The sequence below is a fragment of the Clostridium sp. D5 genome (genome assembly GCF_000190355.1).
In the GTDB taxonomy this organism is placed as follows: Bacteria; Bacillota; Clostridia; order Lachnospirales; family Lachnospiraceae; genus Faecalicatena; species Faecalicatena fissicatena_A.
On record NZ_GL870809.1, the window covers coordinates 675,549 to 690,209 of the forward strand.

The 14,661-nt window shown below is 42.8% G+C and carries 12 protein-coding genes; 9 read left to right on the plus strand and 3 right to left on the minus strand.

Annotated features, from left to right (window positions below; all coding sequences use genetic code 11):
- Window positions 1-36: 36 nt before the first annotated feature.
- The 3 genes from HMPREF0240_RS02955 to HMPREF0240_RS02965 are packed head-to-tail and all read right to left on the minus strand — an operon-like array spanning window position 37 to window position 2,540.
- On the minus strand, window positions 37-810 hold the full coding sequence (locus HMPREF0240_RS02955; RefSeq protein WP_009001962.1) for an ABC transporter permease: 774 nt from the start codon (window positions 808-810) through the stop codon (window positions 37-39).
- 10 nt (window positions 811-820) lie between these two features.
- A complete protein-coding gene (locus tag HMPREF0240_RS02960; RefSeq protein ID WP_009001963.1) occupies window positions 821-1,558 on the minus strand; it encodes an ABC transporter permease in 738 nt (245 codons plus the stop codon).
- Complete coding sequence (locus HMPREF0240_RS02965) at window positions 1,551-2,540, minus strand: ABC transporter ATP-binding protein (RefSeq protein ID WP_009001964.1); 990 nt, start codon at window positions 2,538-2,540, stop codon at window positions 1,551-1,553. The genes HMPREF0240_RS02960 and HMPREF0240_RS02965 overlap by 8 nt, the downstream gene beginning before the upstream one ends.
- A gap of 329 nt (window positions 2,541-2,869) precedes the next feature.
- Here HMPREF0240_RS02965 and HMPREF0240_RS02970 point away from each other — a divergent pair, with 329 nt between their 5' ends.
- From HMPREF0240_RS02970 to HMPREF0240_RS03010, 9 genes are all read left to right on the plus strand, one after another.
- Window positions 2,870-4,159: an ABC transporter substrate-binding protein gene (locus HMPREF0240_RS02970; protein WP_009001965.1), complete on the plus strand. Its 1,290-nt coding sequence runs from the start codon at window positions 2,870-2,872 to the stop codon at window positions 4,157-4,159.
- 83 nt (window positions 4,160-4,242) lie between these two features.
- Window positions 4,243-5,112 (plus strand): sugar ABC transporter permease, encoded by an 870-nt coding sequence (locus HMPREF0240_RS02975; RefSeq protein WP_009001966.1) that lies wholly within the window; start codon window positions 4,243-4,245, stop codon window positions 5,110-5,112.
- Between the two features lie 9 nt (window positions 5,113-5,121).
- Complete coding sequence (locus HMPREF0240_RS02980; RefSeq protein WP_009001967.1) at window positions 5,122-5,952, plus strand: carbohydrate ABC transporter permease; 831 nt, start codon at window positions 5,122-5,124, stop codon at window positions 5,950-5,952.
- 16 nt (window positions 5,953-5,968) lie between these two features.
- Entirely contained in the window at window positions 5,969-6,901 is a 933-nt protein-coding gene (locus HMPREF0240_RS02985; RefSeq protein ID WP_009001968.1) for a nucleoside hydrolase, read from the plus strand.
- An 18-nt stretch (window positions 6,902-6,919) separates the two neighbouring features.
- Window positions 6,920-7,882: a glycosyl hydrolase gene (locus HMPREF0240_RS02990; protein ID WP_009001969.1), complete on the plus strand. Its 963-nt coding sequence runs from the start codon at window positions 6,920-6,922 to the stop codon at window positions 7,880-7,882.
- An 86-nt stretch (window positions 7,883-7,968) separates the two neighbouring features.
- Window positions 7,969-9,714: a sensor histidine kinase gene (locus HMPREF0240_RS02995; RefSeq protein WP_050794472.1), complete on the plus strand. Its 1,746-nt coding sequence runs from the start codon at window positions 7,969-7,971 to the stop codon at window positions 9,712-9,714.
- 20 nt (window positions 9,715-9,734) lie between these two features.
- Window positions 9,735-11,336 (plus strand): response regulator, encoded by a 1,602-nt coding sequence (locus HMPREF0240_RS03000; protein ID WP_009001971.1) that lies wholly within the window; start codon window positions 9,735-9,737, stop codon window positions 11,334-11,336.
- 245 nt (window positions 11,337-11,581) lie between these two features.
- Window positions 11,582-12,604: a hypothetical protein gene (locus tag HMPREF0240_RS03005; protein WP_009001972.1), complete on the plus strand. Its 1,023-nt coding sequence runs from the start codon at window positions 11,582-11,584 to the stop codon at window positions 12,602-12,604.
- A 550-nt stretch (window positions 12,605-13,154) separates the two neighbouring features.
- Window positions 13,155-14,609: a DUF4038 domain-containing protein gene (locus tag HMPREF0240_RS03010; RefSeq protein WP_242833286.1), complete on the plus strand. Its 1,455-nt coding sequence runs from the start codon at window positions 13,155-13,157 to the stop codon at window positions 14,607-14,609.
- The last annotated feature ends 52 nt before the right edge of the window (window positions 14,610-14,661 follow it).

The following is a 14,661-nucleotide window of genomic DNA, read 5'->3' on the forward strand; positions in this document are numbered from 1 at the left end:
AATTGTTTTCTATATAGAAACACCCTTTCTATAGTATCACATTTTTTTACTATGTTTTAGATCTTTCAGCAAAAAGAGAGAAAGGCAGCCACATAGTAACAGGATGATCATACTCATCATTATTTTACCCGCAGAAGTCAGATGATAGCCTGAAAGATTAAATACAGCTGTAATGGGATAAAACTGCTTTAAGACGTCCGACATTCCCGCAAACAGCCCGGCAACGGAATAAATTTCAGTAAATACCAATGCAGGCCAATATCCTTTTTTCATACGTGGTACAAAAGCGATAATAGGAGAGACCGCAAAAAATACACCAACGCCATCCAGAAAATACTCTTTTAAAGCACTTAAAACCAGTTCTGCCGACAAAGTGTTAAAATGTAAAACAGCTTCAGCCAAAAATGTGACAGCGAAGAGCAGCAGGTAAAGAAAGATACTAAATGCAAAAGTAAGTATCATTTTTGCGGTGGTTAATTTTGCTTCATTTATGGGAATCAGCCGCAGAGATTTTAATGTGTCATCATCTTCTTCCCGACAGATCATATAACTTCCCAAAAGAGCAATGACCGCGGGCAGAATAAAAAATGTCGCCCACGGCTGGACCTCATCCATATACCAGCCCGCATTATCTATATACCGGGAACCGTCATAAACAGTTTTTAAACCATAATGTACATCCGGGCCTTTATACATATCCAGCCCGCCTGTAAAAACAATGGCCGCTATCAGAATCGCTGCAAACATTGTAATCCAGACAATATTTGAACGGCGGATCTTTTGAAGTTCTGCCCAAAGTAGTAATTGCATGCCACACACCTCATTTCTTTCTTCTAAGCGCCATGCCGGCAAATAATATGGAAATCAGATCCCAGATTATAATACAGAGAAATGCGAAAAATATATTAATTTCCTGTGTAAATACAAGCCCCGGAATCTCTTTATTTCTCATGATGATAACTGCCATGCTGGACAACGGATGCAGATACATATTTACTGACATAATGAAAAAGCCGGAAAAGGCATATACCAGTGTGATACAGGCCGGAAGGATGTATCCTTTCTGTGAAGCTGCGATTGCCAGAATGGGCAGCAATGTAAAAGCAGTAAGAATTCCCATCTCCAAACATTTTTCGAGTAGGAATAAAACGCTTCCCCATTCAAATACAACACATCCGGAAATTACGCTGAACATAATAGAAGCAATGGCATTGATCATCATAAAACACACAGAGTAAATCAAAATCACGAAAAATTTACTGAAAAAATATCCCATTTTGCTGACAGGTACAATCCAGAGCTGCGTAGTTACTTCATACTGATTTTCTTCGCGCATAAGCATAGCACAAAGTATTCCAAGAACAACGGGCAGAATAATCCAAACTGTATAGCCGAAGGCAGACCATTTATAAAACTGGATTGGATCAACACCTGTTCTCCCTAAATAATGGAAATACAAAAGTGCAAAAAACGGCATAATCAGGGCGGCCGAAAACGTGAGCCAGACAAATCTTCTGCGGCGCAGTTTAAGAAATTCTGTTTGAATAAGTTTAAGCAATGCCTTTCCCTCCTGTGATTTTTTTAAAATAGTCCTCCAGAGTATCTTCACAAAGCACGGAGCTGAACACAGTTACATTCTGCATGACAAGGGCTTTATTGATTTCTCCAACATCCAAAGCAGTGTCATAAAGATGCAGGGTATGCTTGTCTTTCACAGCGTAATTTTTTATGTTAAATTGGTCCTCTAAGATCAGTGCAGCCTTTTGAACATCTGAAACTTGCATCAGAATATATTTACTGTTCTTTCTTTCCAGTTCGCTCATGCTGCTTTCCTCCAAAAGAACGCCGCGGTGGAGGATTCCGATATCATCCGCTAATAATGAGATTTCCGAAAGGATATGGCTGGAGATCAGAATGGTCTTTCCGTGCAGGACACTCAAATTTTTAATAAAATCCCGCATCTCTGCAATACCGATCGGGTCAAGTCCGTTGGTCGGTTCGTCCAGGATCAGCAGCTCCGGATTGTGGAGAATCGCATTCGCTATACCAAGCCGCTGCTTCATACCAAGAGAATACTTACTGAATAACTTTTTATCTTTATAGGGCAGGCCGACAACTTCTAAAGCATTTTTTACAGCATTAGGGGAATTCAGTTCCCGAAGCTTTGCGAAAATCTCCAGATTTTCTGTCCCCGTCAGGTTGGGATAAAACCCTGGTGTTTCGATGATAGTACCGATATGGGGATATATGCTTTTCTCATGGCCTTTGATATTTTGTCTGAATACATCAACCTGACCGGATGTAATAGAGGTCAATCCCAGGATCATCTTCATAATTGTGGTCTTTCCGGCCCCATTGCGTCCTAACAGGCCATAAATCCTGCCCTTTTTAACATGAAGATTCACGGAGTTGACGACTCTCTGGTCACCATATTTTTTTGTCAATTGTTTTGTTTTAATCACAGAATCATAGTTTGCTGCGTTTGTCCTGCGGGATTTTTTAGAATCTTGATTGGTTTCTGCAATATTAATATTGTTCATAACTTCCTCCTTAATGATTATTGCTTAGTTACCGGCCATCTGTCTTTGGTACAGGAATGACATTGAGTATCCTTCTACAGGGTTACCTCTTCTATTTTTTATTGCTGTGGTATCGGCAATTTTTATGATAACAACAATTTTTAAGGAATTTATAAAGAAGCCATGAAAAAACAAATTGGGATAGAACAGGGGAAGTAACAAAATTATAGATTTTGCGCAGGATATTTTATGTTTCTTTCTAAAAAAATATGGTATTTTAATGTTATCAAATCAATGCCGGTGTTGATTAGCGATCAACAAACAAAACCAGTTTTCCAGGAGGGAAAGTAATGAAAAAAAAGATAATTGCGTTAATGTTAGTGGCCGCAATGTCTGCAGCGATGTTTGCAGGCTGCGGAAATAATAAAACAGAAAAAAATAATTCGGACGGGTCAGAGAAGACGGCTTCGTCAGAAGAGCAGGTCGACATAACATATTGGACGCTCGGAACCAGACAGGAGTCAATGGAACAGATTGTAAGCGAGTTTAATGAAGAATATCCAAATATAAATATTATATTTTCCTATTACGATACAGATGCCATCAAAGATGCATGCAAGGTAGCTGCACAGGCAGATAATCTTCCTGATATGTGGTATAACTGGGGCGGCAGTCTTGGTGCCTATTATCCTCAAAATGGGTGTTCCAAGGACCTGACAGAATATGCTGCCGCAAATGGATGGGATGAAAAATTTAATTCAGGCGCTTTAAGCCTTTGTGAATTGGGCGGACAGCTCAGCGGATATCCAATTGCCTATAATGTTGTCGGGATGTTTTATCGAAAAGATATCTTTCAGGAGTATGGTATTGAGGTTCCGACTACCTTTGAACAATTCGAGCAGGCATGTGCCACATTAAAGAAAAATGGCGTTACGCCAATTTCCACGGGCGGGCTTTACGGATGGCATACGATGAGGCTGGTAGAACAGTTTGTAGAGTATTATGCAGGAGCAGACGGCCACGATAAGCTTAATTCTTTTGACAGCAGATGGGATCAGGAGAATGTAATAAAGGCACTTGCCAAGTATCAGGAGTTCTGCGAAAAAGGATATTTTCCGGAGGGCTTTATCACATCAGATCCTAATGATACCCTGATTTCACTTGCAAATGGAAATTGTGCGATGGACATCCAGGGACAATGGTATGACTTTAATATCCTGGATAATGATCTGGATATGGATCAGTATGGATGGTTCCCATTCCCGAATGAAACAGGACGTATGTCAGCCTTTACGGAGATGGTTCAGTTTAATGCAGATATGGATGACGCGAAACTGGATGCATGTATGAAATTCATGGACTTTATGGAAACAGAGGAACATGCAGCGGCTGATCTGGTCAACAATCCACTGCCGTTTGCCAATGCAGTTATGCCGGGAGATGAAAGACCTCATGTCAGCGAAATGTATGAATACAGCAATGAAGGCGGTACTTTTACAATCACAGACCAGGCGTTCCCGACGGCAGTTGCGGATGTATTATTTGACGGACAGGCTGGTATCTGCAATGGAACAGAGACACCGGAGAAGGTTGCAGCAGCAATTCAAAGTGCAATTGAGGAATATAAATCTGCAGAGTAAATAGAGCGCAAAAAAAGGGCATGTGGACGGCAAAAACTGCATGCCTTTTGGTTTGCGGCAAAGTGAAAGGAATGTGATTTGTTATGGTGAAAAAACGAAAAATAGATTGGGGAGCTTATGCATTTTTACTTCCGGCATTGATTATTTATCTGTCAGTTATCATTTTTCCGGTTTGCTACTCGATATATATCAGTCTCCATAATGGTACCGGAATAGGAAAGATGGATTTTGTGGGTTTGGAAAATTATGTACAGATGTTTTCGGACAGTATTTTCCTTACCGCATTAAAGAATAATATTTTATGGATTATACTTACGGTAGTGCTTACGACCAGTATATCGCTGCTTTTGGCGGTGGCTTTGAATAATAAGTTCAGGGGCAGAACATTTTTTAGAGCATTTTTCTATTTTCCGTGTGTCGTCGCTCCGATTGCAGTAGCCCTTATCTGGAGATGGATTTACAATCCAAACATAGGTTTTATTAATGAATTCTTAAAGATGATTGGAATTAATTATACGCAGACATGGATATCTGGGGAAAACAGTGCCTTTTTCACAGTGCTTATTGCAAGTCTCTGGCAGGGGATCGGGCAGCCGATGATCTTATTCCTCGCGGGGCTTCAGACAGTGCCGGCCGATATTCTTGAAGCGGCATCTATAGACGGGGCCGGTTCATTTACCCGGTTCTTCAAGATTACGGTACCTTTGATGAAAGAAACATTTATCATGGTTATTGCCACACTTATCATATCATCCATGAAGGTTTTTGATGTAGTAAAAGGGTTAACAAACGGCGGGCCGAATAATGCAACACAGATGTTGTCCACCTATATGTATTCCCAGACTTTTTCCTATAACAATGTTGGGTACGGCACGGCAATTGCAGTATTTATGGTGCTTATGATGCTGGTGATTGTTATACCGTATATTGCATTTACCGCAAGAGAAAAATAAGGAGAAAAGATGAATAGCAGAAAAAAGAAAAGAATTATTAAATATGTGTTATTAATTTCATTAGCAATTATCTGGGTAATTCCTATATTTACGCTGTTTGCAACGGCAGTAAAGTCAAAATCTGATTTTTACAGCGGGATCAGTTTATTTGAGCTTCCCGAATCATTTGCATGGAGTAATTTTGTGAATGCTTTAACTGAGGGACGAATTCTGCATTATATGAAGAATGATCTGCTTGTCAGCTGTATCAAAGTCCCATTGGGGATTTTTGTGGAGGCATTGGCGGCATATGCGATTACAAGGCTGAATATAAAACACCGCACCGCAATTTTCGCGTTTTTTCTGATCGGTATGATGATTCCGATGCAGATAGCACTTGTTCCAATTAATATTGTGTTTAATAGTCTCCATCTGACAAATACCTTTTCCGGGCTGACATATGTATATATTGGTTTTGGGATTTCCTTTGGGATACTTGTACTGAGGGGATTCTTTATGGGGATTCCCAGGGAAATTGACGAGGCGGCACGTATTGACGGTGCTAATAAATGGAGGCTTTTTATCAGTATTATTCTTCCCATGGCAAAACCGGCGGTTGCAACCCTGATGATTACGGACTTTCTCGCGACATGGAATGAATATTTGCTGGCAACTATTATCATTACGGATAATCAGTATAAGACGGTCCCGGTAGGACTTATGACGTTTGTCGGTGAACATGGAATGGATTATGGATATCTGTGTGCCGGCGTGTGCGTTTCCATAATACCGGTGTTAATCGTGTATCTGGTTTTCCAGAGACACTTTGTGGAAGGTATGGCTGGCGCAGTAAAAGCATAGGACAAGGAGTATAAGGATGAGCAGCTGGATTAATTATAAATTTGAAGTGCCGAAAGAGCGCAGAGTAAGGTATATCGTACATACTGACTGTAAAAATGAGGCGGATGATCAGTTTACATTATGTCATGCACTGATGACAGACAAGCTGGACGTAAAAGGGATTATAGCCGGTCATTTTGATAAGGGGAATGGGAACAGATTCCCGGAAAAGAAGACTGCCTGTGCAAGTTATGATGAGATAAAAAAGATAATGTCACTCATGGATCTGACCGATCATTATCCCGTATTTTTAGGAGCACCCGAGGGTCTGCCGGATGAAACAACGCCGATTATAACAGAAGCGGCGGAATTTATTGTAAAAGAAGCCATGAAGGATGACCCCAGGCCTCTTTATATAGGAATGCAGGGAGCGATTACGGATCTTGCAAGTGCGATCTTAATGGAACCTGAAATCTGCAGCCGGATGACCTGTATCTGGATCGGGGGAGGAGATTATCCGCTTGGGGGACCGGAGTTTAATCTCGCAAATGACATTTGCGGAGCCAATGTTGTCTTTCAATCAGAGATGCCGGTATGGCAGATCACAAAGAGCGTATATAAAAAGTTTGCAGTATCCCTTGCCGAACTGCAGACAAAAGTGATGTGCCGGGGGAAAATCGGACGTTATCTTTTTTCACAGATGGCGGAGTTCAATAAAAACAGTCTTCAATTCCGGGACTGGCCGCATGGAGAGATCTGGGCATTAGGCGATGAAGGCTGTATCTGTGCACTGCTGGAGGAGCATGAAAAAACAGATGGATATGAGATGATACCCGCGCCCCGGATAGAGGCGGATATGAACTACTCTGAGGGTGGAAAAGGAAAAAAAATCAGAGTATACAGGGACATGGATGTCAGACTTGACCTGGAGGACTTGTTTGCAAAACTGGAGATCAATTATCCGCTATAAGAAGATAAGGAGAATAACATGGAATCATTTAGTACACACGCCCCCCTGTTTCGGGACCCCATATATGATGGTGCGGCGGACCCGGCTGTTATATATAACAGAGAGACGGCAGAGTGGTGGATGTTTTATACGAACAGACGCGCGTTTGCACCGGTCGGCGGCATTGCTTTCATGCACGGTACCGATATTGGTATTGCCGTCTCAAAAGACGGCGGGAAAGAATGGGATTATAAAGGGATTGCGGCCGGTCTGGATTTTGAGGAGGGCAGAAATACATTCTGGGCTCCTGAAATTATAGATGATGGCACCAGATACCATATGTATTGTTCCTATGTAAGAGGGATAGCGCAAACATGGGAAAGAGCGCGTGACATTGTACACTACACATCGTCCGATCTGTTCCATTGGGAATTCCAGGCCATTCTAGAACTGTCATCGGACAGAGTCATTGATGCCTGTATTTATCCGCTCAGGTCCGGGGGATGGAAAATGTGGTACAAGGATGAACGGGATGATTGTCATACTTGGGCGGCAGTCAGTGAAGATTTGTATCAATGGAGAGTAACGGGAGCAGAGATTACAGATTGCAGGCATGAAGGACCGAATGTATTCTTTTATGCAGATTATTATTGGATGATTACAGATACCTGGAGCGGGCTTGCAGTATACAATTCGGCTGACGCAGCAAACTGGGAAAGAAAAAATGTGATATTAAGCGGGGCAGGGACAAGGGCAGATGATGGATTTTTTGGCAGCCATGCAGATGTTGTGGTCTGTGGTGACGTGGTATACATTTTCTACTTCGTTCATCCTGAAATGACAGCGGAGAAATGGCAGACGGATTCTGCATGGCAGACGTACAGTAACCGCAGAAGTTCTATCCAGGCCGCCAGGCTGAAATTCGATGGAAACACTTTCCAATGCGACCGGGATTCCGGGTTTGTGCTTGAACTTCGTACATCGAATCATAGTATTTCGTAACTGGGACTAGCCGCCGCGCCTGCATCTTGGTACAATCTGTAATATAGATGAATAAATTTTTCGGCTGCAGAGGGAGTGAAAGAAATATGAAAACACAGATGAATACGTGGAATTTGAAGAAAAAAATTATCTTTTTCCAGACACTTATGATAGCGGTTACATCCATGATTATTCTGGTGGTTTCTATGACTTCGGCTGTTTATTATATGAGGGAACAGGCAAAAGAGATGGCAAGAGGTAATTTGGAAACGCTGGCGTCCAATTACAATGATACCCTTCTGCAGTATCAAAAACTTGCTATGGCTCTTGTTATCAGTAAAAGTGCACAGGATTACTGTAAAAGCAGTGAGAGTTCAGGCAGCCAATACGAGGCTCTGGCGGAAAAATTGTATGATGATATGCAGAACATGCTGAATATGCAGGGAAATATGAATTTTGCAGTCGTGATGCAGGGGAAAGCAGACGGTTATGTTTATAAAGGCAACAGCAGTCTTTTAGATACAAGATTCATTTCAGAATACCAAAAAGATTATGCAGGAAGCATTCCAATGAAAAAAGACAGCTCCATACGGATGAGTTTTGGGGAAGGATACTTCAAGAGAAGTATTCATACGCTTACAATATATCATCCAATATACTCAACCTCCACATCATCTGTATCAAACGGAGAAATAGGAATGCTGATTCTTAATTTTAAGGATAATATGCTGGATCAGCTTTACAGTAAAGAGAATCAAAGCGGCGGCCAGAGAAATTTTTTAACTGATGAGGCGGGAAACGTAATATTCCAGGATAAAAATGAACAGGTTTCTTATCGCGAAAAAATGAATGGTACAACCGGCAGCTTTCAGAAGTCTGGAAAATTGATCAACTATCAGAAGATTGGAAGCTGGGGGTACTATCTGGTAGATGAAATCCCTGCGAAGGAATTGTATACAGGAAGCTTTGGCATTCTGCTGATTCTGCTTCTTGTGATTGTCGGAATGATGCTTTTTTCTATTTTTACACTGCGAAAGATGATAATGACATTCTACCAGCCCATGGACAGAGTGCTTCTTGCAATGGATGATGTGGCAGAAGGACGTTTGGAGAAGCGTTTGGATGAGGATAGTATCGATGCGGACAGCAGGAAGCTGGCAGCATGTTTTAATACCATGATGGACAAAATACATATGCTGCTGGAGCAGGTAAAGCAGGAACAGCATCAGTTGGAGCAGACAAGGTTTAATGCGCTGTACTCGCAGATCAAACCGCATTTTCTATACAATACGCTGGATTGTATTCACTGGCAGGCGGTGACAGACGGAAACAGGGAGATATCCGTGATGGTAAAAGCGGTGGCGCAGTATTATAGATTATGTCTGAGTAAGGGGAAGGAGATAATACCGCTCAGTCAGGAGTTAGAGCATATCAATGCCTATTTGATTATTCAGAATATGCGCTATGACAATATAATTGAGCTGGAGAATCGGATTCCGGAGACGTACTTTAATCTGAAAATACCCAAAATGACACTGCAGCCGCTGATTGAGAATGCAATCTATCACGGCATACGCGTGAAAGAAGGCAAAAAAGGGAAAATCATTCTGGGAATCGAAGAAATAGAGAGCGCTGTTAATATACTTGTTTCGGATGACGGTGCGGGTATGGAAGAAGCAAAATTACAGGAAATGAATCTTGGAATATCCGAGTATAATGAAAAACTTGGCTATGGTGTCGGAAATGTTAACAAAAGGATAGAATTGATGTTTGGATCCCAATATGGTATATCGTTTGCACAGAATGAACCGGAAGGGATTACAGTGAAGATACATCTGCCGGCAGAACAGTAGGGGAGAGCAGGAGGAACCGTATGTACAAGCTTTTAATTGTTGATGATGAAGCGATGATCAGAAAAGGAATACAAGTTGGAATAACCTGGTCAGAATTGGGAATTAGTGAGGTATATGCGGCGGCATCTGCTGCCGAGGCACTGCGTATTATTCATGAAGTTCATCCGCAGATTATGATTACGGATATCAGCATGGCTCAGGTAACGGGGCTGGATCTCATTCATCATATCAGGACAGAGATGCAGGATGAAGAGATGCGGATACTGGTCCTTACGGGATACGATCGGTTTGACTATGCGCAGCAGTGCCTTAGAATGCGGGTTCAGAATTTTCTCCTGAAGCCGGTGGATGAAGAGGAGCTGGAGGGGACCGTATCGAAAGAAATCGCAGAGCTGGAACTGCTTAGGAAGCAGAGAGAAGCCGAGAGTAAAATGATCCGAACCGAAGGCACAAAGCGGCAGATGGTATTGGAGGACTGCCTGCGTGCCCTTGCTCATAACAAGACAATTTCAAAAGCACAATACCCAAAAGAACTGCAGAATACAGGGAAAAGACAGATGCAGTTAGCGGTCATTCTCCCGCAGCTGGAACTGAAGGATACCAGGGACGGTGAAAAGGAATTCCATCAGCTTACAATTAAAAATATCTGTATGAACCTGATTGATGAAAAAGGAGCCGGATTTACTTTTATGGATTTTGATGGGAATATTCTGGTTGTTTTTTTAGGAAGCGAAATAACGAATGATGATACAAATATGACAGTCCTGGAACAAAGTTTTACAGAACGAATTCACGAATTGGAAAGAATACTTGAGGATGAATGTGATGCAAAAATAAAAGTGGTTTTGGGCAGTGAGATAGATGTAATTGAGAAATTGTACATATCTTACAATGATGCATTTTATCTGTTAGAGCAGGAAGAAAAAAACTTTCAGGATATTCTGCGCCCGGAACAGGAGCAGAACCGGGAAAAAATAATATCCGATGTATATGAAAGCTTTAAGCAGGCCGTGATTGCGAATGCGGCAAATAGAAATTACGTCATGCACATTTTTGATCAATTCAAGCAGGCAGTGGTGTCCTATAACCTATCCAGAAGGCAGACCCAGAAATGGTGCTATGAGCTGTTTGCGGACTTGTATTTTTCTTATGTGCAGGAGACGGGGGAGCAATCCGGGGGAAGATTAGACGTTCTGGTAAAAACGCTGATTAGCGCAGACCGGGAGGAAGCGACAGAGATAACCGGAAGATTCATAGAAGACCTGCTTTCAAAAGAAGACGGGCATCAGCATGAAATTATTACAAAAGCGAGAAGATATATTGATGAGAACCTGGAAGAAAACTTATCTGTGGCAGCCCTGGCTGAAATGTACTTTATGTCGCCCAACTATTTTTCCAGGCTTTTTAAAAAGGTTATGGGGGAAGGCTGCAATGAATATGTTGTAAACCGCAGAATCGAAAAATCTAAATTACTGCTGGAAACAACATCCATTAGAACCAGCCAGATCTCTGAGGCGGTGGGCTATAAGGATACGAATTATTTCTCATTGGCGTTTAAAAAGAATACGGGGTTATCGCCTACAAAATACCGCGAAATGAAACAGAAATTTAGGTCAGTATAACAGTAAGTTAATTATTATTTGATGTACTAGCATCTGGAAACGTATTATGCTAAAATATGTTAAAAGCATGAATGCATTTCTAAAACTTCTAAACGGGCAAGCCCGAATCTGGTATCATTTCTAATGACAGATATCAACAAAAGAAATCTCAATGCTTTGGATTCTATTTTAAACAGCAGAGAGGTTTCGGCTATGGACAGCAGGGTATTTGGAGCCTCCTGCGCAATTACGAAGGAGGCAGATATATGCAGAAAGACACAAAAAACACAAGAAGCAAGGAAACAGTACAGCAGATCAAAGATGAGCCGGTAAGTGAAATTGAGAGTGGGACGCACGTGAAGCGTACTTATAAGTCCAGGCTGTTCGAAATGTTATTCAGCGAAAAGAAGGCATTACTGGAATTGTATAATGCAATGAACGGAACAGATTACGAGGATCCCCAATTGCTGGAAATCAATACCCTGGAAAATGCAATATACATGTCAATGAGGAATGACCTGTCATTTATTATAGATTCCCGTCTGGCGTTATATGAGCATCAGTCCACTTACAGTCCCAACCTTCCGCTGCGCTGCCTGATGTATGTGGCAGACTTATATTCAGTCATCACGAAAGATGCAAACTTATATGGGACAAAGGCTGTAACGCTCCCAACGCCGAGGTTTGTGATCTTTTACAATGGTACCGGGAAAATGGAGGATGTGAGAGTATTGAGGCTTTCCGATACATTTACAATTCCGGAACAAGAGTATGCTCTTGAGCTGACGGCAGTCATGTTCAATATAAATCAGGGGCACAATAAGAAGTTATTAGATACATGCAAGACATTGAAGGACTATTCAGTGTATGTAGCGAGAGTAAGGGAATACGCCGGAAGTATGAGTCTTGAGGCGGCAGTGGAAATGGCAATCACAGAATGCATCAGGGATGATATTCTGGCAGAATTCCTAAGAAAGAACAGAGCGGAGGCGAAAAGTGTGAGTATCTACGAATATGATGAGGAAAAACACATGCGGCATGTGAAAGAAGAAGGCCGTCAGGAGGGCTTGCAGTCAGGCCGCGAGGAGGGCTTGCAGGCCGGTCGCCAGGAGGGGCTGCAGGAAGGCCGTCAGAATGGCTTGCAGGAGGGAATACGGGTATTGATAGAGTTTTGTAGGGAATTGAATTGTTCCAGGGAGTCTTCCAAAGATCAGGTAGCAGAAAAATTTGGATTGGATCTGGTCCAGGCTGAGAAATATATGGTTAAGTACTGGAAAGGCCAGCGTTAGGCAGCAGTGAGATCCGGGCAGGTTATAAGGACGAATATCAATACGGCAGTGCACCAGAACAAATATACGGTGAACAGGAATGTCATGTATAATGCTGGATAAAAAGAACATCCCCACAAGACAAGCAAGTGTAAAGCTTCTTGATTGTCCTGCAGGGATGTTTTTATTTTGTGCTATAGGGTACTCCCAGTTAAGGGGGTGTAGTTTGGTGGGTGAAAGTCTCCCGCTCTAACGCAGCAAGCGAGTCCTGAGTGGACAGCAGAGCGGGTGTCTGCTTGAGGTGCAGCAACCTACTAAAATTTTTTGTGATTTCCAACAAAATGGTCTTGCAAAAAAGGTGGGGAAAGCCGAGTTCTATCATAAATGCCTGCAGGGGATCTGCAGGGCAAAAAAGCAGATATAAATATTGACCTCTTTGGGCCGGCAGAAAAAAATGGTCAAAAAAGACCTGCAATTATGATCGATAAGAGGACAGCCGGCCGGCAGATAATAGGATAGAATACTATCATAAGCAAAATGGAGCAAAAAATAAAGAAAAAAGAGGTCAATCATGGAAAAATTAAGAATATCAAAAAATGGCCGGTATTTTGTGAATGATAATGGTCAGCCATTCTGCTGGCTGGCAGATACGGCGTGGACCCTTCCGCAGCGGTTGAAGTGGGATGATATCGAATACTATATGAAAAAAAGAAAGTCGCAGGGATTCACAGTACTGCAGATTGTTGCGCTCGATCCGGAGCGTGATGAAGAGATGCGCAGCCCGGCTGGAGTAAAGGCACTGAAAGAAAACGATCTGAATAAACCGAATGAGGAATACTTCCGCTATCTGGACTGGATTCTCGACAGGGCAGAGGCGTACGGATTTTATGTTCTGCTGCTTCCGGTATGGGGGCAGCTTGTTGTAGGTGAGAACTGGATGGGTGAGACTTTCGGAAAAACGGTGACAGCAGAAAATGCCTATCAATATGGCCGGTGGATTGGAGACAGATACAAAGAGAAAAATAACATTCTCTGGTGCCTGGGAGGAGATCGGCAGCCGATCCATAAAGGGACGGACTACCGGGATGTCTGGCGCCGTCTTGCAGAAGGGTTGGCAATTGGAATAACCGGGCGGGAGCTAAAATATAACCGGGAGCCTGAGGTCTGGAAAGAACTGCTTATCACGTATCATGCCTGCTACGAGATGGAGACTGGCGAGTGTTCCACCATGTCATATTGGACAGATGAAGAAGCCTGGATAAGTTTTATTATGCTCCAATCAGGCCATGGAAAAGGGATCAGAAACTATGATCTGGTGAAAAAAGAATATGACCGGCAGCAGACAATGCCTGTGTGGGACGGGGAACCGGCCTATGAGATGATGCCGACGAGCTGGCCTGTGATGACGGAATTTCACGGTTCCTGGATTGTGCGGAAAAGGGCATACTGGAGCCTGTTTTCGGGGGCGTTCGGATACACCTATGGCCACGCGTCCATGTGGTGCAGTATTTCGGAGGCAGAAAGAAATGAGGGGACAACATACACATGGGCAGAGGCACTGGAGGCAGAGGGGGCAAAACAGATGAAATATCTCAGGGACTTTCAGGAGAGCTATCCTTTGCAGAGATGTGTTCCGTGCCGGGAAGTATTGGTGTCGCAGGCAAAAAAGCCGGAAGATATTCCAGATGAACATAAGCAGGCCTGCTGGCTCGAAGATTCAGGGCTGCTGTTTGTCTATTTTCCGCAGGGCGGTTCAGAAGAGATTGACATCAGCCGTCTGGAGCCGGGGAACGTGTATATTGGCTGGATGAATCCGCGCAGCGGCAGGATGGAGCAGGTCCGGGAGACAGAGCGTAAAGATGCCGCCCTTCATTGTCAGGCACCGACAGAGGGCGTTGAGGAAGATTGGATTCTAATTCTTTCCAAACATAAGGACGCCGTCAGAGTCGACTGCAGATCTTATGGCTGCGGGGAAGAGGAAAGGGCAGTCCAGAAAATATTTAACTGGAAAGAAGAAACAGAATGACAAAAATATATGCCGGATATTTGCTGTTTTAAACCAGACCGTATAAAAGAAT